Here is a 19,863-nt window from a genome sequence, read left to right as displayed (position 1 = left end):
TGGTGTCGACATGCCCGATGACACGGCCGGGCCTGCCGACGCGCCACGGTGTGGGCCGTTGCCCACCCGGCTCGGGGTGACCGAGCCGGGGCCGCAGGAACCGCTGGCCGTGGTTGCGGCCGGGCCGGCCGGCGCCGGTCGGCCGGAGGTGCTCGCCGGCCTGCTGCGGGTGCACCCGGCGATGCTCGCCGTGCCCGCCGGCAGTTGGCTGGTGGTGCGGCATGCCCGGGTGTCGACCCGGGCGGCGTACGTGCCCGGCTACCGGCAGCCGCACTCCTACGGCGCCGACCCGCTGGCCGCCGGTCCGGCGCTGGCCCGGCCACCGCGTCGGGTGGAGCTGAGCCTGCCGGATCCGCTGCTGCGGCACTTCAACGTGGTCGACACGCCCGACACCGGGGCCCTCGGTGCGGCCGGCGGCCCACTGCTGCTCGACGCGATCGGTCGCGCGGGCGCGTTGCTCTTCGTGATCGCCGCCGACCAGGCGTTCACCGCCCCGGAACTCAACCTGCTCGCCGAGGTCGCCCGGGCCGAGGTCGAGGTCTTCTTCGCGGTCACCCCGGCCGCCACCGGCTGGGCCCCGGTGCCTGACGGCGCGGCGACGACGGAGGACGCGGGGGCGTCCGTCCCGCCGGCCGGCACCGGGGCCGTCCCTCACGGTCCCGGCGCCGAGACGGTCGATTCGGTCGCGGTCACCGTCGCGGCGCACCGCGCGGCCCTGCTGTCCGCGGTGCCGCGGCTGGCGGACGCCCGCTGGTTCCCGGTCGGCGGCGACGACGGCGCCGACCTGCGTCGGGCTCTGGTCGGTTGGGCCGCCGACGAGGGGCTGCGCCGGGCCAGCGCCGAACCGCCGGTGCTGCCCGGCGCGCACGGCCGGGTGCCGGTGCTCGCCGAGCCGGGTGACTGGTCCGAAGGGCTCGACCGGCGGGCCCGCTCGTGCGCCCGGCGGATCCGTCAGCACCTCGCGCTGGAGTTGGCGAACACCCACCTGCGGGTGGTGCAGGAGATCGTCTTCGGGGTCGGCTGCGCCGGCCTGCCGCAGTTGCTCGACCGCGAGATGGAAGCGCTCTCGCTGCTCGCCACCGCCCAGTGCGACCAGGCCGTGCGGGGCATCGTCGAGGAGTGCGCCGGGCTGGTCTTCGGCGTGCCGCTGCCCGAGGGGGTACGCCGGCGGATCCTGGCTGCGGTGCGGTGGGGCCTCGCCGACCACCCCGCCGGGCAGGACCTCGACCGGGTCCTGCTGGTCACCAGCACGGCCGGGGTGGCCGGGCTGACCGGAGCGGCGGCGGTAGACGCGCTCGCCGGCTATCCCGGCGCGCCCCGGGCCGAGGTGCTGCCGCCGGTGGCGGTCGCCCTCTCCGGCGGTTGCTGGCAGCACTGGCGCAGCCCCGGCAACGACGACGCCAACGCCGCCCGCGCCTGGGCCCAGCGGGCGCTGCGCGAGATCGAGCTGGAGCTGTCCCGGGAGGTCTCCCGGCGGTTCGAGGTGGTCCGCGTCTCGCTTTCCGCGGTGCTGGCCGATGCGGTCGACCACGGCATCCTGCTCGCCTGACGGCGGCCCCGCAGCCCCGGCCGGCCGCCCCACCGGGGGTGCCGCCGCGCTCACCCGACGCGTGGTGCGGGCGGCCGCTCATGGTGATCCGCACCGGCCCGGCGTTCCGGTTCCTCGGTTCGCCGACAGCGGTGGCACCATGGGGGGCATGACGGCTCCGCAGGTTGCACCGGTCGAGACGCCGGACACCGAAGAGGTGCCGGCTGCCGACCGGCCGTGGGTGACGATCGTGTGGGACGACCCGGTCAACCTGATGACGTACGTGACGTGGGTGTTCCAGAAGCTCTTCGGCTACAGCCGGGAGAAGGCCGAGCGGCTCATGCTCGACGTGCACCACAAGGGGCGGGCGGTGGTCTCCAGCGGCGCCCGCGAGCGGATGGAGCACGACGCGTCGCAGCTGCACGCGTACGGGCTCTGGGCGACGGTGGACCGCTCGTGAGCGCGGGGAGTGAGCCGGGTTTGCGAGCCCCGCAGTCGCGAACGGGGATGGTGCTGTGAGCATGTTCCGCCGCCAGAGCGGCCGCTACGTCGCCACCTTCGCCGCCGACGAGGTACGGGTGCTCCGCAAGGTGGCCTCCGAGGTGGTCGGCCTGCTCACCGACGGCTTCGACCACTCCGACCCGGTGGTCTGCCGGCTCTTCCCCGAGGTCTACCCGGACGACCCGGGCGGCACCGCCGAGTTCCGCCGGTACACCGAGGGCGACCTGAAGACCGCCAAGATCGACCAGGCCGGGGCGATCCTGGCCGCGCTGCCCGGCGAGGCCGGCGGCGAGGTCCGGCTCGACGCCGAGGCGGCCGAGGCGTGGCTGCGCGCGCTCAACGACGCCCGGCTGGCGATGGGCGTACGGCTGGAGATCAAGGACGGCACCGACCTCGGCGAGGAACTCGACGACGCGGTGGCCGAGGATCCGACCTCCAGCCGGGTGTTCCAGCTGTCGGTCTACGCGTACCTCGGATATCTCCAGGAGTCGCTGCTCAACGCCTTGATCGACTAGGCGTGACCGGCACCACCTTAAGCTGCCGGCCGGCACGGGTTAGGCTGGAACGCGTGCTGAGCATCGACCGGTCGATCGTCGACGCGATCGTCGCCCACGCTCGTCGGGACCACCCCGACGAGGCGTGCGGCGTGGTCGCCGGTCCCGCCGGCAGCGACACCCCCACCCGGCACATCCCGATGGACAATGCCGCCCGCTCGATGACCTTCTACGAGTTCGACTCGATGGAGCAGTTGCGGGTGTGGCGGGAGATGGACGACCGGGACGAGGAGCCTGTCGTCATCTACCACTCGCACACCGCCACGGAGGCCTACCCGTCCCGGACGGACGTCTCCTTCGCCGGTGAGCCGGGCGCGCACTACCTGCTCGTCTCCACCCGGGAGCCCGACACCGAGGAGATCCGCTCGTTCCGGATCGTCGACGGCGTGGTGACCGAGGAGCCGGTGCGCATCCTCGACGCGGGGGTGGACCCGCATGCCGTGCAGTCCTACATGTTCGGGCAGAGCCCGGCGACGGTCGACTACGAGTGTTCCGGCCGCTGACCCCGGCGCCGTAACACCCGTTTCACGTCCCGTCACCGTCCGGCACACCCGAAAGAGGAGCACGACAATCATGGCCATCGAGGTTCGCATCCCCACCATCCTGCGCAGCTACACCGGCGGCGCGAAGGTCGTCGAGGGCACCGGCGACACCCTGGGCGACCTGCTCGCCGACCTGGACTCCCGGCACGCCGGGCTGCGCGGCCGGCTGGTCACCGAGGCCGGCGCGCTGCACCGGTTCGTCAACGTCTACGTCAACGACGAGGACGTCCGGTTCCTCGGCGCGCTCGACGCCAAGCTCTCCGACGGTGACAGCGTCACCATCCTGCCGGCCGTGGCCGGTGGCGCGTTCGGCTTCGCGGCCGCCGCCGCGATCGCCCAGCACGCGCTCGCCACGCGGGCTGGCGGCCGCATCCCGACCGCCCGCTGAGGCGGCCGCCATGGCGCGGTACGACAGTCTGCTCGACGCCTGTGGCGGCACGCCCCTGGTCGGGTTGCCGCGGCTCTCGCCGACGGTGCCCGACGGGGCGCCGCCGGTACGCCTCTGGGCCAAGCTGGAGGACCGGAACCCGACCGGGAGCATCAAGGACCGGGCTGCGCTGTTCATGGTCCGCGCGGCGGAGGAGGCGGGCCGGCTCCGGCCGGGCGACACCATCCTCGAACCGACCAGCGGCAACACCGGCATCTCGCTGGCCATGGTGGCGAAGCTGCGCGGCTACCGGCTGGTCTGCGTGATGCCGGAGAACGTCTCGACCGAGCGGGTGCAGCTGCTCCGGATGTACGGCGCGGAGATCATCTTCTCGCCGGCCGCCGGCGGCTCCAACCAGGCGGTCGCCACCGCCAAGCAGATCGCCGCCGAGCACCCCGACTGGGTGATGCTCTACCAGTACGGCAACGAGGCGAACGCCCGGGCGCACTACGAGACGACCGGGCCGGAGCTGCTGCACGACCTGCCCACCATCACCCACTTCGTGGCCGGGCTGGGCACCACCGGCACGCTCATGGGCACCGGGCGCTACCTGCGCGAGAAGGTCGACGGGATCCAGGTCGTCGCCGCCGAGCCGCGCTACGGCGAACTGGTCTACGGCCTGCGCAACATCGACGAGGGCTACGTGCCGGAGCTGTACGACGCGACCGTGCTGTCCCGCCGCTTCTCCGTGGGCACCCGGGACGCCGTGCTGCGCACCCGGCAACTGGTGGAGGTGGAGGGCATCTTCGCCGGGTTCTCCACCGGCGCCATCCTGCACGCCGCACTGGCGGTGGCGCACGAGGCGGTCCGCGACGGCCGGCGCGCGGACGTGGCGTTCGTGGTCGCCGACGGCGGCTGGAAGTACCTCTCCACCGGCGCCTACGGCGGCACGCTGGCCGACGCCGAGGACGCTCTGGAGGGGCAGCTCTGGGCCTGATCTGGGCGCGTTGGACGACGGGGTCATCGGCGGGGACGCCGGTGGCCCCGGCGTGTCCCGGCCGCGGGTCGGAGCGGGTGTCACGTTGGTGACAACTTCCAGCGGATCATTCTTGCCCGTGCGCGCGCCAGCGTAGGCTGCGCAGCGTGGCGTACGCGTCGGTAGAGATCATCGACGGAGCCCGGGCCGGCGCGAGCACTACACAGCGTGACAGTGAGACAACCTCATGCGACTGACGGTGCTGGGCTGCGCCGGGAGCTTCCCCGGGCCCGAGTCCCCCTGCTCCGCGTACCTGGTCGAGGCCGAGGGCTTCCGGCTCCTGCTCGACTTCGGGTCGGGGTCGCTGTCCACCCTCCAGCGCTACGCCGGGCTGAAGACCCCGGACGCCATCCTGCTGAGCCACCTGCACTGCGACCACATCCTCGACGCCGCGTCGTACGTGGTGGTCCGCCGGTACGCCCCGGACGGCCCGTACCCGCCGCTGCCGGTGTACGCACCGGCCGGCGCACCGGACCGGCTCTCGGCCATCTACGGCCAGGACGACGGCACGGTCGAGGACGTCTACCAGTTCTACGCGCTGGAGCCGGGCACCTTCCCGATCGGCCCGTTCACCGTCACCGTCGACCGGGTCAACCACCCCGTCGAGACGTACGGCGTCCGGCTGGAGCACGGCGGCCGGGTGCTCTGCTACTCGTCCGACACCGCGCCCTGCGACGCGCTGCTGCGGCTGGCCCAGGACGCCGACGTCTTCCTCTGCGAGGCCAGCTACCTCGACGGCGTGGACAACCCGCCGGACCTGCACCTGACCGGCCGGGAGGCCGCCGAGGCGGCGACCAAGGCGGGCGTGGGCCGGCTGCTGCTGACCCACCTGGTGGCCGCCTGGGGCAGCGAGGCGCACACCGTCGCCTCGGCCGCCGCCGCGTACGCCGGACCGCTCGAGGTGGTCCGCCCCGGCGCCGGCTACGACATCTGACGCCCGCGGCCGGCGGCCACCGGTCGGTTCGGGACACCCCGGGACGGTTCGATCACCGCATTGCATAGGGTGCAGGCATGGCGCGACCTGACGGGCGGCGGCCCGACCAACTCCGACCGGTGACGCTGACCCGGGGCTGGAGCACCCACCCGGAGGGCTCGGTCCTGGTGGAGTTCGGTGACACCCGGGTGCTCTGCACCGCCAGTGTCACCGAGGGGGTGCCCCGCTGGCGCAAGGGCTCCGGGCTCGGCTGGGTCACCGCCGAGTACGCGATGCTGCCCCGGGCCACCAACACCCGCTCCGACCGGGAGAGCGTCAAGGGCCGCGTCGGTGGGCGTACCCACGAGATCTCCCGGCTGATCGGCCGCAGCCTGCGGGCGTCCATCGACCTCAAGGCGCTCGGCGAGAACTCGATCGTGCTCGACTGCGACGTGCTCCAGGCCGACGGCGGCACCCGGACCGCCGCGATCACCGGCGCGTACGTGGCCCTGCACGACGCGGTGACCTGGCTGGCCGAGCGCAAGGCGCTGGCCGGCAAGCCGGAGAAGGTGATGCACCGCTCGGTGGCCGCGATCAGCGTCGGTGTGATCTCCGGCGAGCCGCGGCTGGACCTCAACTACGCCGAGGACGTGGCCGCCGAGGTCGACATGAACGTGGTCTGCACCGGCGCCGGCGAGTTCGTCGAGGTGCAGGGCACCGGGGAGGCGGGCGTGTTCGCCCGCGAGCAACTCGACGCCCTGCTCGACCTGGCCGTGGCGGGGTGCGTGGAACTGGCCGAGGCTCAGCGGAAGGCGCTGTCATGAACAAGGTCCTGCTCGCCACCCGTAACCGCAAGAAGCTCATCGAGCTGCAGCGGATCCTGGACGCCGCGCTCGGCGCGCACCGGATCGCGCTGCTCGGGCTGGACGACGTCGAGGAGTACCCGGAACTGCCGGAGACCGGCCTCACCTTCGCCGAGAACGCCCTGATCAAGGCGCGGGAGGGCTGCCGACGTACCGGCCTGCCGACCATCGCCGACGACTCCGGGCTGGCGGTCGACGCGCTCAACGGGATGCCCGGGGTGTTCAGCGCCCGCTGGGCCGGCCGGCACGGCGACGACCAGGCCAACCTCCAGCTGGTGCTGGACCAGATCGGCGACCTGCCGGATGAGCACCGCGGCGCGTCCTTCGTCTGCGCGGTGGCGCTGGTCCTGCCCGGCGGCAAGGAGCACCTGGTCGACGGCCGGCAGCCCGGTCGGCTGCTGCGGTCGCCGCGCGGCGACGGCGGCTTCGGCTACGACCCGATCTTCCTCGGCGACGGGCAGGACCGGACCAACGCCGAGCTGACGCCGGAGGAGAAGGACGCGATCAGCCACCGCGGCAAGGCCCTGCGCGAACTGGCCAAGCTCGCCGCCAAGGTCCTCCCACCCACCCCCTGACCCCGCCCCACGCACGCGCCCCGCGCTCGTTCACGGAAAGAGTGGCTGTTCCGCGTCGGACAGCCACTCTTTCCGTGAACGAGGCGGCTGTGCCGCGGCGGGGTGGGGATCAGCCGAGGGGGCCGATCTGGCGTTCGATGGCGGCCCGCAGGTCGGGGCCGGTGAGAGCGGCGCGGGCGGCCTCCATCAGCGGGGCGAGGAAGACGTCCGGCCCGGGCTCGCCGGCGATCCCGCCGAGCGCCTCGACCGCCGCCCGGCCGGCCGGTGACGGGGTCAGCGGCGCGCGCAGCTGGAGCCCGCGCACCGCCGACAGCAGCTCCACCGCGAGCACGCTGGTCAGGTTGTCCAGCACGGTGCGCAGCTTCTTGGTCGCCGCCCAGCCCATCGAGACGTGGTCCTCCTGCATGCCGCTGGTCGGCAGCGAGTCCACCGAGGCGGGCGCCGCCAGCCGGCGGTTCTCCGCGACGATGCCGGCGGCGGTGTACTGCGCGATCATCAGCCCGGAGTTGACCCCGGCGTCGGGGGAGAGGAACGCCGGCAGCTCCCGGGAGCGGGTGACGTCCAGCAGCCGGTCGACCCGCCGTTCGGCGATCGCGCCCACCTCGCTGGCGGCGATGGCCAGGAAGTCCGCCGCGAAGCCGAGCGGGGCGCCGTGGAAGTTGCCGGTCGACTCGACCCGGCCGTCCGGCAGCACCACCGGGTTGTCCACCACCGACACCAACTCCCGCCCGGCCACCGTGCGGACGAACTCCAGGGTGTCCCGGGCGGCCCCGGCCACCTGCGGCGCGCACCGCATCGAGTACGCGTCCTGCACGGCGTGCGCCAGGTCGTCGCGGTGCGAGTCCATCACCCGGGAGTCCTGCAACAGCCGGTGGATGTTCGCCGCCGAGGCGGCCTGCCCCGGGTGCGGCCGGATGCTGTGCAGCTCGGGCAGGAACGGCCGCTCGGAGCCGAGCATCGCCTCGATCGCCAGCGCGGCGGTCACGTCCGCCATGGTGAACAGGTGCGCGGCGTCGTGGACCGCCAGCAGCAGCATGCCGAGCATGCCGTCGGTGCCGTTGATCAGCGCCAGGCCCTCCTTGGCGGCCAGCTCGACCGGCTTGAGCCCGGCCCGGCGCAGCGCCTCGGCCGCGTCGACCCGCTCGCCGGCCGGGCCGAGCACCCAGCCCTCGCCGAGCAGCACCAGCGCGCAGTGCGCCAGCGGGGCCAGGTCGCCCGATGCGCCGAGCGAGCCGTGCTCCGGCACCCACGGAGTGATGTCGTGGTTGAGCAGGTCGACCAGGGCCTCGGCGACCAGCGGGCGGACCCCGGAGCGGCCCAGCGCGAGCGAACGGACCCGCAGCAGCATCATCGCCCGGACCACCTCGCGCGGCATCGGCGCGCCCACCCCGGCGGCGTGCGAGCGGATCAGCGCGTGCTGCAGCTCGGCCCGCCGCTCCGGCGCGACGAAGGTGTTCGCGAGTGCCCCGAAACCGGTGGAGACCCCGTAGACCGGGCGGCCGGCGGCCTCGATGCCGTCCACGATCGCCCGGCTGGTGGCCATCGCCTCCACCGCGGCCGGGTCGAGGACCACCTTCGCGGCGCCGCGGGCCACCGCGAGCACGTCGGCGGGGGAGATTCCGGTGGACTGAATGGTGACACTCATGCCGCCGCCTCGCTTCGCTCACCGGCGGCACGAGCCTCGTCGCGGCTGTGCTCGATGATTCGTTCGCCTTGCTCACTCATTGGGGCACTCCGTTGTGCAGGACCTGGCGGATCAGTGGCACACCGGGCCGGTAGGCCAGGTGCAGGTGGGACGGGGCGTCCAGGACGACCAGGTCGGCCCGGGCACCGGGGCGCAGCACCCCGATGTCGTCGCGGCGCAGCGCCCGCGCGCCGCCGGCGGTCGCGGCCCAGACCGCCTCCGCCGGGGTCATCCGCATCTCGCGGACGGCGAGCGCCACGCAGAACGGCATCGAGGAGGTGTACGACGAGCCGGGGTTGCAGTCGGTGGCCAGCGCCACGGTGACCCCGGCGTCGAGCAGCCGGCGGGCGTCCGGATAGGGCGACCGGGTGGAGAACTCGGCGCCGGGCAGCAGGGTGGCCACCGTGGTGGTGTGCGGCCCGTCGCCGTCGCCGGGGTCGAGCCGGGTCGAGGCGAGCGCGTTGACGTCGGCGTCGGTCAGGTGGGTGCAGTGGTCGACGCTGGCCGCGCCGAGCTCCACCCCGAGGCGTACCCCCGGGCCGGGGCCGAGCTGGTTGGCGTGCACCCGCACCCCGAGCCCGGCGGCCTGCCCGCAGGTCAGGATGGCCCGGGTGTGGTCGGCGTCGAACGCGCCCCGCTCGCAGAAGACGTCCACCCAGCGGGCGTACGGCGCGGCGGCGGCCAGCATCGGCCCGCACACCAGCCCGACGTAGTCGTCCGGACGGTCGGCGTACTCGGCCGGCACCACGTGCGCGCCGAGGAAGGTGGTCTCGTCGGTGACCTCGGCGGCGATCCGCAGCGAGCGGGCCTCGTCGGTGACGGTGAGGCCGTACCCGCTTTTGACCTCGATGGTGGTGGTGCCCTGCCGCAGCGCCTCGCCGCGCAGCCGCCGCACGGTGGCCCGCAGCTCGTCGTCGCTGGCCGCCCGGGTGGCGCCGACCGTGGTCCGGATGCCGCCGCCGGTGTACGGCTGCCCGGCCATCCGGGCGGCGAACTCGGCGGCCCGGTCGCCAGCGAACACCAGGTGGGCGTGGCTGTCCACGAAGCCGGGCAGCACCGCCGCCCCGCCGGCGTCGATCCGCCGGTCGGCGGCCGGCGCCTCCCGGGCCGGGCCGACCCAGACCACCTCGCCCGCCTCGACCAGCACCGCCGCCCGGCGGCGCAGGCCCAGCGGGCCGCCCTCGCCGTGGCCGGGCACGTTGGTGACCAGCTCACCGATGTTGTCGACCAGCAGCGTGCTCACGGCGTCACCTCGGTTCGCGACTGCGGGGCTCGCAAGACCGGCTCACTCCTCGCGCTCACGGCGCCACCTCCGCCACGGCGCGGCTCAGCTCGGCCGGCACGTCGACGGTCAGGTGCCGCCCGTCGCGCACCACCGGGCGACCGTCGACCAGCACGTGCGTGACGTCCGCCGCGCCGGCCGCGAAGAACACCCCCACCGGTGGTACGCCGGCGGTCCGGGCGCTGTCCAGCCGGACCGTGACCAGGTCGGCCCGGGCCCCGACGGCGATCCGCCCGGCGTCCGTCCAGCCCAGCGCCGCGTGCCCGTCGGCGGTCGCCGCCGTCATCAGCTCCACGGCCGCGAAGTGCCCCCGCCGGCGGGTGCGCAGCCGCTCGTCCAGCTCCACCGCGCGGGCCTCCTCGAAGAGGTCCACCACCGCGTGGCTGTCGCTGCCCAGGCTCAACGGCATGCCGGCGTCGGCCATCCGCCGGGCCGGGCCGATGCCGTCGGCCAGGTCGCGTTCGGTGGTCGGGCAGAGGCAGACCCCGCTGCGGTGCTCCCCGAGCAGCCCCAGGTCACCGCTGGTCAGGTGGGTGGCGTGCACCGCGGTGGTGGCCGGGCCGAGCACGCCGTGCTCGGCCAGCAGCCGGGTCGGGGTGCAGCCGTGCAGCGCCCGGCAGGCGTCGTTCTCGGCCGGCTGCTCCGACAGGTGCACGTGCAGCGGCGCGTCCCGCTCCCGCGCCCACCGGGCCACGGTGCTCAACTGCTCGGCGGGGACGGCCCGTACAGAGTGCACCGCGGCGCCGACCCGGGCGTGCCCACCGGCCGGCGTGAACGCCGCCGCCCGCTCGCCCCAGCGCACCGCGTCGCCGTCGCCGAAACGCCGCTGCGGGCCGGTGAGCGGCCGGCCGTCGACGCCGGCGGTCAGGTAGCAGGTGTCCAGCACGGTGATCCGTACGCCGGCCTGGGCGGCGGCCTCCACCAGCGCCTCGCCCATCGCGTTCGGGTCGGCGTACGGCGCGCCGTCCGGGCCGTGGTGCAGGTAGTGGAACTCGCCCACGCAGGTGATCCCGGCCAGCGCCATCTCGGCGTACGCGGCCCGGGCCAGCGCCAGGTACGAGTCCGGGTCCAGCCGGGTGGCGACCGCGTACATCTGGTCGCGCCAGCTCCAGAAGTCGCCCCGGCCGCTTTGGGTGCGCCCGCGCAGCGCCCGGTGAAACGCGTGCGAGTGCGCGTTGGCCAGCCCGGGCAGGGTCAGGCCGGGCAACCGGACGGCGTCGGCGTACACCTCGACGCCGGCGGTGACCCCGGCCCGGCCGGCGGTCAGCGGCGTCACCGCGCTGATCCGCCCGTCGGCCGTCTCGATCAGCACGTCCGGGGTCGGTTCGGCGTGCTCGGGCAGCCAGGCGTACTCGGCCAGCCAGCGGCTCGCGGTCATCTCCGTCGCCCCCTTCGGAGCTGAATCGTCCGCGCCCTCGCGCGGCCCGGGGTCGCCCGGGATACCCGCCGGTCCGCCTGGATCGTCCGCGACATCAGCCCCGCAGGGCCCAACGACCCCGGTCCGCCAGCGTGGCTCAGGCGCATGCCAGCTCCTGGAGCACCCGGGCCAGCGCCCGCACCCCGGCGGCGCAGTCGGCGTCGGTGGCCCACTCCGACGGCGAGTGCGAGATCCCGGTCGGGTTGCGCACGAAGAGCATCGCGGTCGGCAGGTAGCCGGCGAGCACGCCCGCGTCGTGGCCGGCACCGGTGGGCAGCACCGGCGCGTCGAGCAGCCGGGCGAGCCGGTCGGCCAGGCCACCGTCGAAGGCCACCAGCGGGGTCGCCGACTCCTCGGCCAGCGTCACCTCGGTGCCGTCCCGGTGCGCCCGCTCGACCGCCTTGCCGTGCACCGCGGCCACCAGGCCGGCGAGCGTCTCCGGCTCGGCCGCCCGGGCGTCCAGCCACCCGGTCACCCGGGACGGGATCGCGTTGGTGGCGTTCGGCTCCACGGTCACCCGGCCCATGGTGGCGTGCGCCCCGCGCAGCCGCGCCTCCTTGTTCGCCGCGAGCACGGTGAACGCGTAGGTGAGCATCGGGTCGTGGCGGTCGGCCATCCGGGTCGTACCGGCGTGGTTGCCCTCGCCGAGGAAGTCGAAGCGCCAGCGGCCGTGCGGCCAGATGGCGCTGGCCACCGCGACCGGCGCACCGGTCTCGACCAGCGCCCGCCCCTGCTCGACGTGCAGCTCGACGAAGGCCGAGAAGCGGCCCAGCAGCTCGGGCTGGGCGCCCGCCGGCCGGGCGCCCAGCGCCTCGGCGAAGCTCACCCCGGCGGAGTCGCGCAGCCCCGCCGCGCGCTCCAGCGCCAGCTCCCCGGTGAGCAGCCGGGAGCCCAGGCAGGGTACGCCGAACCGGGCCCCCTCCTCCTCGACGAACGCGGCGACCACCAGCGGCCGGACCGGCGCCACGCCGGCCGCCCGCAGCGCGTCCACGGCGAGGAACGCGCTGACGATGCCGAGCGGCCCGTCGTACGCCCCGCCGTGCGGCACCGAGTCGAAGTGGCTGCCGGTCAGCACCGCGTCGCCCGCCTCCGGGTCACCCCACCAGGCGAACAGGTTGCCGTTGCCGTCGTCGGTGACCGGCATGTCCCGGCGGCCGGCCTGGTCGCGGAACCAGGCGCGCAGGTGCAGTTCCGGCTCGGTCAGCGCGTAGCGCAGGTAGCCGCCGGTGCGGCCGTCCCGACCGACCGGCGCGATCTCGTTCCACAGCGCGCGGAACCGGCCGACCAGGTCGTCGGAGGCGCTCATGCCGGCCCTCCGCTGCGCTCCGGGCCACCCTGAGGCACGTTCGCCCTGAGTCGATGATTCGCTCGCTGGCGCTCGCTCATTTCTCCGCCATCGGGACGCGCACGCCGGTACGGGCGGCGACCTCGCGGGCGTCGTCGTAGCCCGCGTCGACGTGCCGGATGACGCCCATCGCCGGGTCGTTGGTGAGCACCCGCTCGATCTTCTGCCCGGCGAGCGCGCTGCCGTCGGCGACGCAGACCTGCCCGGCGTGGATGGACCGGCCGATGCCCACCCCACCGCCGTGGTGGATGGACACCCAGGACGCCCCGCTGGCGGTGTTGACCAGCGCATTCAGCAGCGGCCAGTCGGCGATCGCGTCGGAGCCGTCGGCCATCGCCTCGGTCTCCCGGTAGGGGCTGGCCACGCTGCCGCAGTCCAGGTGGTCCCGGCCGATCACCACCGGCGCGGAGAGCTCGCCGGAGGCGACCATCTCGTTGAACCGCACCCCGGCGGAGTCCCGCTCGCCGTAGCCGAGCCAGCAGATCCGGGCCGGCAGGCCCTGGAAGGCGACCCGCTCGCCGGCCATCCGGATCCACCGGGCCAGCGACTCGTTCTCCGGGAACAGGTCGAGGATGGCCCGGTCGGTGGCGGCGATGTCGGCCGGGTCGCCGGAGAGCGCCGCCCACCGGAACGGGCCCTTGCCCTCGCAGAACAGCGGCCGAATGTACGCCGGCACGAAGCCGGGGAAGTCGAAGGCCCGCTCGAACCCGCCGAGCTTCGCCTCACCGCGGATCGAGTTGCCGTAGTCGAAGACCTCCGCCCCGGCGTCGAGGAAGCCGACCATCGCCGCCACGTGCCGGGCCATCGACGCCCGGGCCCGGTCGGTGAACTCGGCCGGCTTCGCCGCCGCGTAGTCCCGGGCGTCGGCCAGCTCGACCCCCACCGGCAGGTACGACAGCGGGTCGTGCGCGCTGGTCTGGTCGGTGACGATGTCGATCTCGACGCCCCTGACCAGCAGCTCGGGAAAGACCACGGCGGCGTTGCCGACCACGCCGACGCTCAACGCCCGGCGCTCCCGCTTCGCGGCGAGCACCCGCGCCACCGCGTCGTCCAGGTCGTCGGCGATCTCGTCGAGGTAGCGGTCGTGCACCCGCCGTTCCAGCCGGCTGCGGTCCACGTCGACGATCAGGCAGGCGCCGCCGTTCATGGTGACGGCCAGCGGCTGGGCGCCACCCATCCCGCCGCAGCCGGCGGTGAGCGTCAGCGTGCCGGCCAGCGTCCCGCCGAACCGCTTGGCGGCCACCGCGGCGAACGTCTCGTAGGTGCCCTGGAGGATGCCCTGGGTGCCGATGTAGATCCACGAGCCGGCGGTCATCTGCCCGTACATGGTCAGGCCGAGCTGTTCGAGGCGGCGGAACTCCGGCCAGGTCGCCCAGTCGCCCACCAGGTTGGAGTTGGCCAGCAGCACCCGGGGCGCCCACTCGTGGGTGCGCATGACCCCCACCGGCCGGCCGGACTGCACCAGCATGGTCTCGTCGTCGCGCAGGTCGGTCAGCGTACGGACCAGCGCGTGGAACGACGGCCAGTCCCGGGCGGCCTTCCCGGTGCCGCCGTAGACCACCAGGTCGTCGGGGCGCTCGGCCACCTCGGGGTCGAGGTTGTTCATCAGCATCCGCAGCGCCGCCTCCTGCGGCCAGCCACGGGCGGTGCGGTCGGCGCCGCGGGCGGCGCGGACAACCTGGGACATCTCGGTCTCCTCTCAGCCGAGGAACAACTGACGGCGGGCGGCGGACGCCTCGAACGCCTCCAGCCGGCGCTGGGTCTCGGCCGGTGCGGCGTCGCAGATCGCCTGGAGCAGCACCATGGCCAGCGTCATCGGGGCGGTGTGCAGGTCGAACACGAGTTGCGCGCCGACCGCGGCGGGCAGCACCACGTCGGCGTGCTCGGCGGCCGGGCTGACCGGCGAGTCGGTGATCGCCACCACGCGCAGGCCGGCGGCCCGGGCCTCGCGCAGTGCGTCCAGGGTCTCCCGGGGGTAGCGGGGGAGCACGAAGGCGAGCAGGGCGGACGCCCCGGCCTCGGCGGCCTGTTCCAGGCGGTCGGTGAGCAGGCTGCCGCCGTCGTCGAGCACCCGCACGTCCGGGTGCACCTTGGCGGCGAAGTAGGCGAAGTACGCGGCCAGCGGCGCGGCGGCGCGCAGGCCGAGCACCGGCAGCGGGCGGCTGGCGGCCAGCAGCCGGCCGCTCTCGGCGATCGGCTCCCGGTCGGTGAGCTGCCCGGCCAGCCGGTCCAGGTTGCCGATCTCGGCGCGTACCGCCTGCTGGAGTTCGTTGCCGCCGCCGTCCGGCCCGGCGGTGGTGGCGGCGGTCAGCTCGCGCAGCCGGCGGCGCAGCGCCGGGTAGCCGTCGTGGCCGAGCGCGACCGCGAACCGGGTGACCGACGGCTGGCTGACCCCGGCCAGCTCGGCCACCTCGGCCGCCGACAGGTAGGCCGCGGCCGGGGCGTGCTGCACCAGGCAGTGCGCGATCCGGCGCTGGGTGGGAGTGAGCCGGACCCCGTGGAACAGGTCGAGCACCTGCTCGCTGGGGGCGACGGCAGTTCCCTCATTCACGTTGCGACTCTATGCATGAAAACTTTCAGAGCGCAAGGCCGCCCTCCGTGCGCGCCGCCCGGGGCGCGTCCCGGCCGGACCGGAGGTCCACAGTGGATTCCGCAGGTCGGACCTGGCGTCCCGAATTGTGTCGGGCCGGTGACCGGCGGGCGGAGAGGCGAGCGCCGGCTCTGTAGGATCCGCACGGCGATTGAACAGAGGAGTTGGCATGCAGCCGGTTGGCCCCTACAGGTTCACCCACGTGCTGGGCGGGTCGGTGGTCGGGAAGGCGTGGGCGGCCATCGACTCGCAGGGCCGGTTCGTCACGGTCGCCGTGCTGGAGGGCGCCGCCGCCGCCGACCAGCGCTGGCGGGAGGCGTTCGCCGGGATGGCGGACTCGCTCGCCCAGCAGCCGGGCGGGCAGGCCTACGCGTACGCCGACTTCTCGGCCGAGTCGCCCTGGGTGGCGTACCCCTCGGAGGCCGGGCCGGGCGCGGAGAGGCTGCTGCGCGCGCTCAGCGCGGACTACCAGCCGGTGCCCACCGACATCGGCGCCGAGATGCCCGTCTCCGGCGCCCCGCAGACCATCCCCAACCCGCCGCAGCCGGTGTCCGGCGAGCCCCAGCCGACGTCCGGGGCACCGGTCATGCCGTGGGCGATCCAGGTCGGCCCGGTCTCGGCGCAGCCGGTCTCCGCGCAGCCGGTCTCGCCGCAGCCGGTGTCGGCCCAGCCCGTCTCGGCGCACCCGGTGTCGGCGCAGCCCGTCTCGGGCACGCCCCAGTCGCCCGGGCCGCACGCCACCGCGCCGGCCGAGCCGACCTCGTACGACCCGTTCGCCGCGCCGGACCGCCGGATCAAGCCCTCCGAGCCGCGTCCCCGCCGCACCGGGCTCTGGCTCGGCATCACCGCGCTGGTCCTGGTGGTCCTCGCGGGCGTCGGCGGTGCCATCGTCTGGGCGAACTCGGGCGACCCCAAGAAGTCCCCGCCCCCGTACACCCTCGAGGAGCGGGCGGTAGCGATCGCCTCGCCGTCGCTGGTCTACGTGGAGGTCGTCTACACCGGATACCTGCGGGACAAGGCCACCAAGACCCCGCTGCGGGCGGCGCCGATCACCTTCAACCGCCGCTGCAGCGGCTTCGTGGTGAGCACCACCGGCCACGCGTTCACCAACGGCCTCTGCGTGCGGCCCGCGGCCGACACCGCGACCCAGAACGCCCTCTACTCGCTGGGCCGGATCCTGATCGAGGAGAAGAAGCTCGAATCCGCCAAGCTCGACGAGTACGTCGCGACCAACCTGAAGAAGAGCGTCTTCACCGGCATGGACGCCGGGCAGGAGCCGGAGGTCCGGCTGTTCGGGCAGTTCAACGTGGCCAAGGGCAATGTCACCGACAGCCCGGCGATCCCGGGCGAGATCGTCCGGACGTGGGATCCCGAGATGGGCAACGTCGCCCTGGTCAAGCTCGCCCAGGAGCGTCTCCCGGTCGCCGAACTGAACACCACGGACGCCGTCCAGCAGGGCACGCAGCTCGTCTCGGTCGGCTACGCCACCAGCGACAAGGACCCCCTCACCGCCACCTACACCGTGGCGTCGAAGCCGGTGATCGTGGCGGGCTCGGGCAGCGTCGGGCAGGTGTCCGGCCACCGGGTCAACGGTGACGTCGGGATCCACTCCCGAGGCGGCCTGGTCATCGACACCAGCGGCCGGGTGGCCGGCATCCTGGACAACGACGAGGAGCTGCCCGACAAGGCCAACCGCGCCGTCGTGCCGGCGGCCACGCTGGCCGCGATGCTCGGCGAAGCGGGTGTCACCAACGAGCTCGGTGACACCGACCGGCTGTACCGCAGCGGCCTCGACGCCTACTTCGCCGGCGACTACGCGGGCGCCATCACCAAGCTCGCCAGCACCACCGACAGCTCGCCCACCAACCTCGTCGCCCAGACCTACCGGCAGCACGCGGCCGACCGCCAGAAGATCGGGAACGGGGACTGAGCCGGAGCCCGGTGCCGCCGCCCGTAGCGGGCGCGGTGCCGGGCCGGTCCCGGTCGTCCGTCGTCGCCGTTACACCCGGCCGCGGACGAGTGGTAGCAGCTTCGGCTGGTATCCGTTGAGGTACTGGGCGGGGTCGGCCCGCAGCACGGAACCGAGTAGCGTGCCGAAGACGTCGCGGAAGTCCGTCGTCGCCTTGAGGTCGCCGTCGTCCAGGTCGGTCAGGCTCGGTTGCTCGCCGTAGAACCCGCCGGCGATGCCCGGGCCCATCACGAGCAGCGGCCCGGCCGTCCCATGGTCGGTGCCATCCGAGGCGTTGGCCCTGACCCGGCGGCCGAATTCGCTGTAGACGGCCACGGTCACCCGCCGACCCGCCTTCGTCTTCGCCATCCGGTCGAGGAACGCGGAAAGCGCCTCGTCAAGCTGCTTCAGCAGCCACTCCTGGCCGACTCGCTCGTTCGCGTGGGTGTCGAAGCCACCCAGGCTCACCGAGTAGACCCGGGTGGGCACGCCCGCCTCGACGCACCGGCTGACCAGGGCGAGCTGGGCGGCCAGGGAGCTGGCTCCACCGGTCGCGGTGGCCGGCAAGGGCGGAAGTTCGGCCACCTCCGGGGGTGCCGGGCTGTTCGCGGCCTGTTCGACGAGTTCGTTCACCCGGAGGAAGTCCTGGTACGACTCCGCCGCGCGCACCTGCAGCTCCGACTCGCCGTCTTGGAGCCGCCCGAGCGCGGCGACCAGCTCCGCGTCGACCCCACGGGGTAGTTGCAGCCCACCGACGGCCACACAGGCGCCCACCCGCGTCTCGCCGACGAGCAGCGGCGGGAGCGCCGGCTCGAAGCTGACCGCCGCCTCGGCGTTGGCGTTGGTGCCGTCCAGCCACCGGCCCACCCAGCCGGTGGGAACGGGCGCCTCCGGTGACCCGGTCTGCCAGATGTCCATCGACCGGAAGTGGCTCCGGTCGGGCCTGGGGTAGCCGACGCCGAGCACGACGGCCAGCTGCCGGCTGTCCCAGCACCGCTTCAGCCCGGTCAGCACCGGGTTCAGCCCGAGCGAGTCGTCGAGATGCAGCACCTTCTCCGGGGCGTAGGCCAGCTCCGGTCGGGCGGAGTGGTACGCCGGGTCCGCGTACGGGATGACGGTGTTGAGCCCGTCGTTGCCGCCGTAGAGCGTGACCAGGACCAGCTTGTCGGTACCGTCGTCGGCATCCGCCTCGTGGTTTCCCCTGGCGGTGGCGAGCAGCTCGGCAAACCCGAACCCGCTGGCGGCGATCGCGGCGGCGCCGCCGGCCCCGGCCGAGGCGAGAAGGAACTTGCGTCGGGTCAACGGGTCCATGTCAATTCACCAGGTACTCCGGGCTGGCCAGCCCGAGGATCAGGAGCTGTCGCGGATTCTTCGCCTGCTTCAAGGTCTGATAGGTGCGGTTGGTCCAGGTGTCGATGGCGAGGACGGTCGCCAGCCCCTCGGCGGTGAGGTGGTCGAACTCGGCCAGCCCGGCGAGCAGGTCGGCCAGACCGAGGCGGACCTGGGCCGCCGCGGAGTTCAGCCAGGCCGCTCCGCTCGGCCAGCCACCCACGCTCTGGGGTGCGAAGGGAACCTGCCCCAGCCCGGTCAGTCCACTCACCACCTGGTGCAGCGTCTGCTCGGAGAAGTGGGCCGGCCGGATGTTCAACTGGCGCATCGCGCCGATCAGCCACTCGACCGGCTGCTTCACCAGCCGGTGCCGGCCCGACCGGAACTGCTCGTCCTCGAAGAGGACCCGGAGCATGTTCAGGCCCACCGGGAACGCCGAGGTCAGTTTCTCCTGGGTGGACCGGGCGATCGGCGCGGACGAGGAGACGTACCGGAACCACAGGCGGGCGGCGATGAAGCGCGCACAGGCCGGCTGCTTCGCCAGGTGGTCGACCAGGGTGTAGGCGTCGAACCGTGCGGTGGTGCCGAGGATCTTCTTGCGGCTGGCGTCGTGGTCGGCCGGAAAGAAGATGGCCGTCTCCGGGACGCCGAGGTCGGTCTTCCAACCGGTCAGCGCGCGCCCGGCCTCCTTCACGTCCTGCTCGGTGTAGTTCCCGATGCCGAGCATGAACAGCTCCATCAGTTCCCGGGCGAGGTTCTCGTTCGGCGCGTGCTTGGTGTTGAGCTGCCCATCCAGCCAGTAGACCAGCGCGGGATCGGAAACCAGCTTCCGCGCCATCACCCGGAAGTTCGGCGAGCTGCGGATCTTCCGGTGCTGCGCGAGCATGAACTGGGGACTGCCGACCTTCCGGATGGAGGTGGCCCAGTGCCCGTGCCAGAAGAACAGCAGCTTCTCGTTCGCCTGGTGGTCCGCGACCGTCATCCGGTCCAGCCACCAACGGATGATCGCGTCGGTGTGCTGCTTCCGGAGCGACTCCGCCGCGGCCCGCTGCTCCGTCGTCGGATCAGGAAGATCGTCGAAGGGATCCCGGCCGAGCTCCGGCATCGGTGAGGTGGCGGCGCCCCGGTCCGGCCCGGCGGGCGCCATCAGCCGGGCCACCGTTGCCCGGTAACCCGCCTTCTTCGCGGCCGCCAGCTCAGACGCCGTCGGACCGAAGCCCGCCCGCCGCAACAGCATCCCGACGTCGTCGTGCATCCTCGTCGCCCTAGGGAAAGGTCGCCGGATCTCAGAACCGGTCCGGGTCGTCCACTGCCTGTGGTGGGACCAGGCGCGAGCCAGTCTAACGGACCATGCTGTGCCACCCGTACCGGCAGCTTCCTCCACGGACC

At 73.9% G+C, this 19,863-nt stretch carries 18 protein-coding genes; 10 read left to right on the top strand and 8 right to left on the bottom strand.

The features are described 5' to 3' along the window. Nucleotides 1–58 precede the first annotated feature (58 nt). The 9 genes from GA0070609_RS23055 (at nt 59) to rdgB (ending at nt 6,879) form a co-directional block, all read left to right on the top strand. Nucleotides 59–1,549, top strand: a complete 1,491-nt coding sequence (locus GA0070609_RS23055; RefSeq protein ID WP_231928386.1) for a P-loop NTPase family protein — start codon at nt 59–61, stop codon at nt 1,547–1,549. A gap of 148 nt (nt 1,550–1,697) precedes the next feature. Then, nucleotides 1,698–1,988, top strand: a complete 291-nt coding sequence (clpS, locus tag GA0070609_RS23050) for an ATP-dependent Clp protease adapter ClpS (RefSeq protein ID WP_088995710.1) — start codon at nt 1,698–1,700, stop codon at nt 1,986–1,988. A 61-nt stretch (nt 1,989–2,049) separates the two neighbouring features. Then, complete coding sequence (locus GA0070609_RS23045; RefSeq protein WP_172899546.1) at nt 2,050–2,544, top strand: DUF2017 domain-containing protein; 495 nt, start codon at nt 2,050–2,052, stop codon at nt 2,542–2,544. A 53-nt stretch (nt 2,545–2,597) separates the two neighbouring features. Beyond that, nucleotides 2,598–3,086, top strand: a complete 489-nt coding sequence (locus tag GA0070609_RS23040) for a Mov34/MPN/PAD-1 family protein (RefSeq protein ID WP_088995708.1) — start codon at nt 2,598–2,600, stop codon at nt 3,084–3,086. 70 nt (nt 3,087–3,156) lie between these two features. After that, nucleotides 3,157–3,513 (top strand): MoaD family protein, encoded by a 357-nt coding sequence (locus GA0070609_RS23035; RefSeq protein ID WP_088995707.1) that lies wholly within the window; start codon nt 3,157–3,159, stop codon nt 3,511–3,513. A gap of 10 nt (nt 3,514–3,523) precedes the next feature. Next, nucleotides 3,524–4,489 (top strand): PLP-dependent cysteine synthase family protein, encoded by a 966-nt coding sequence (locus GA0070609_RS23030; RefSeq protein WP_088995706.1) that lies wholly within the window; start codon nt 3,524–3,526, stop codon nt 4,487–4,489. Between the two features lie 226 nt (nt 4,490–4,715). Beyond that, nucleotides 4,716–5,462, top strand: a complete 747-nt coding sequence (locus GA0070609_RS23025) for an MBL fold metallo-hydrolase (RefSeq protein WP_088995705.1) — start codon at nt 4,716–4,718, stop codon at nt 5,460–5,462. A 77-nt stretch (nt 5,463–5,539) separates the two neighbouring features. After that, on the top strand, nt 5,540–6,265 hold the full coding sequence (gene rph, locus GA0070609_RS23020; protein WP_088995704.1) for a ribonuclease PH: 726 nt from the start codon (nt 5,540–5,542) through the stop codon (nt 6,263–6,265). Further along, the gene (gene rdgB, locus GA0070609_RS23015) at nt 6,262–6,879 is read left to right on the top strand and encodes an RdgB/HAM1 family non-canonical purine NTP pyrophosphatase (RefSeq protein ID WP_088995703.1); all 618 of its coding nucleotides are present in this window, start codon (nt 6,262–6,264) and stop codon (nt 6,877–6,879) included. Before rph ends, rdgB begins: the two co-directional genes overlap by 4 nt. A 109-nt stretch (nt 6,880–6,988) precedes the next feature. Here the strand turns inward: rdgB and hutH are convergent, their stop codons facing one another. From hutH to GA0070609_RS22985, 6 genes are all read right to left on the bottom strand, one after another. Further along, nucleotides 6,989–8,524 (bottom strand): histidine ammonia-lyase, encoded by a 1,536-nt coding sequence (gene hutH / locus GA0070609_RS23010; RefSeq protein WP_088995702.1) that lies wholly within the window; start codon nt 8,522–8,524, stop codon nt 6,989–6,991. A gap of 76 nt (nt 8,525–8,600) precedes the next feature. Continuing rightward, complete coding sequence (gene hutI / locus GA0070609_RS23005; RefSeq protein ID WP_088995701.1) at nt 8,601–9,806, bottom strand: imidazolonepropionase; 1,206 nt, start codon at nt 9,804–9,806, stop codon at nt 8,601–8,603. A gap of 55 nt (nt 9,807–9,861) precedes the next feature. After that, nucleotides 9,862–11,223: a formimidoylglutamate deiminase gene (locus GA0070609_RS23000; RefSeq protein ID WP_088995700.1), complete on the bottom strand. Its 1,362-nt coding sequence runs from the start codon at nt 11,221–11,223 to the stop codon at nt 9,862–9,864. A gap of 136 nt (nt 11,224–11,359) precedes the next feature. Beyond that, nucleotides 11,360–12,568: an allantoate amidohydrolase gene (locus tag GA0070609_RS22995; protein WP_088995699.1), complete on the bottom strand. Its 1,209-nt coding sequence runs from the start codon at nt 12,566–12,568 to the stop codon at nt 11,360–11,362. A 76-nt stretch (nt 12,569–12,644) separates the two neighbouring features. Beyond that, the gene (gene hutU / locus GA0070609_RS22990) at nt 12,645–14,294 is read right to left on the bottom strand and encodes a urocanate hydratase (protein ID WP_088995698.1); all 1,650 of its coding nucleotides are present in this window, start codon (nt 14,292–14,294) and stop codon (nt 12,645–12,647) included. Between the two features lie 12 nt (nt 14,295–14,306). Next, nucleotides 14,307–15,158 carry a MurR/RpiR family transcriptional regulator gene (locus GA0070609_RS22985; protein WP_088995697.1) on the bottom strand — a complete coding sequence of 284 codons (852 nt, stop codon included), beginning with the start codon at nt 15,156–15,158 and terminating at the stop codon, nt 14,307–14,309. A 208-nt stretch (nt 15,159–15,366) separates the two neighbouring features. Between GA0070609_RS22985 and GA0070609_RS22980 the strand changes: the two genes are divergently transcribed. Beyond that, the gene (locus GA0070609_RS22980; protein WP_088995696.1) at nt 15,367–17,127 is read left to right on the top strand and encodes a trypsin-like peptidase domain-containing protein; all 1,761 of its coding nucleotides are present in this window, start codon (nt 15,367–15,369) and stop codon (nt 17,125–17,127) included. 69 nt (nt 17,128–17,196) lie between these two features. On the opposite strand, the gene GA0070609_RS22975 is transcribed toward GA0070609_RS22980, so the two are convergent. Together GA0070609_RS22975 and GA0070609_RS22970 are read right to left on the bottom strand one after the other, a co-directional pair. Then, a complete protein-coding gene (locus GA0070609_RS22975) occupies nt 17,197–18,456 on the bottom strand; it encodes a DUF1501 domain-containing protein (protein WP_088995695.1) in 1,260 nt (419 codons plus the stop codon). Nucleotide 18,457: 1 nt separating this feature from the next. After that, nucleotides 18,458–19,729 (bottom strand): DUF1800 domain-containing protein, encoded by a 1,272-nt coding sequence (locus GA0070609_RS22970; protein WP_088995694.1) that lies wholly within the window; start codon nt 19,727–19,729, stop codon nt 18,458–18,460. Between the last annotated feature and the right edge of the window lie 134 nt (nt 19,730–19,863).

Origin of the sequence: Micromonospora echinaurantiaca, from assembly GCF_900090235.1 — a bacterium.
Classification (GTDB): domain Bacteria; phylum Actinomycetota; class Actinomycetes; order Mycobacteriales; family Micromonosporaceae; genus Micromonospora; species Micromonospora echinaurantiaca.
This window is presented reverse-complemented; position numbering and strand designations above follow the sequence as displayed.

Coding starts and splice junctions, on each gene's coding strand:
- rph (WP_088995704.1), top strand. CDS start 5,540: ATGGCGCGACCTGACGGGCGGCGGCCCGACCAACTCCGACCGGTGACG.
- hutU (WP_088995698.1), bottom strand. CDS start 14,294: ATGTCCCAGGTTGTCCGCGCCGCCCGCGGCGCCGACCGCACCGCCCGT.
- GA0070609_RS23030 (WP_088995706.1), top strand. CDS start 3,524: ATGGCGCGGTACGACAGTCTGCTCGACGCCTGTGGCGGCACGCCCCTG.
- rdgB (WP_088995703.1), top strand. CDS start 6,262: ATGAACAAGGTCCTGCTCGCCACCCGTAACCGCAAGAAGCTCATCGAG.
- GA0070609_RS22995 (WP_088995699.1), bottom strand. CDS start 12,568: ATGAGCGCCTCCGACGACCTGGTCGGCCGGTTCCGCGCGCTGTGGAAC.
- clpS (WP_088995710.1), top strand. CDS start 1,698: ATGACGGCTCCGCAGGTTGCACCGGTCGAGACGCCGGACACCGAAGAG.
- GA0070609_RS23035 (WP_088995707.1), top strand. CDS start 3,157: ATGGCCATCGAGGTTCGCATCCCCACCATCCTGCGCAGCTACACCGGC.
- hutH (WP_088995702.1), bottom strand. CDS start 8,524: ATGAGTGTCACCATTCAGTCCACCGGAATCTCCCCCGCCGACGTGCTC.
- GA0070609_RS23045 (WP_172899546.1), top strand. CDS start 2,050: ATGTTCCGCCGCCAGAGCGGCCGCTACGTCGCCACCTTCGCCGCCGAC.
- GA0070609_RS22980 (WP_088995696.1), top strand. CDS start 15,367: ATGCAGCCGGTTGGCCCCTACAGGTTCACCCACGTGCTGGGCGGGTCG.
- GA0070609_RS23000 (WP_088995700.1), bottom strand. CDS start 11,223: ATGACCGCGAGCCGCTGGCTGGCCGAGTACGCCTGGCTGCCCGAGCAC.
- GA0070609_RS22970 (WP_088995694.1), bottom strand. CDS start 19,729: ATGCACGACGACGTCGGGATGCTGTTGCGGCGGGCGGGCTTCGGTCCG.
- GA0070609_RS22975 (WP_088995695.1), bottom strand. CDS start 18,456: ATGGACCCGTTGACCCGACGCAAGTTCCTTCTCGCCTCGGCCGGGGCC.
- GA0070609_RS23025 (WP_088995705.1), top strand. CDS start 4,716: ATGCGACTGACGGTGCTGGGCTGCGCCGGGAGCTTCCCCGGGCCCGAG.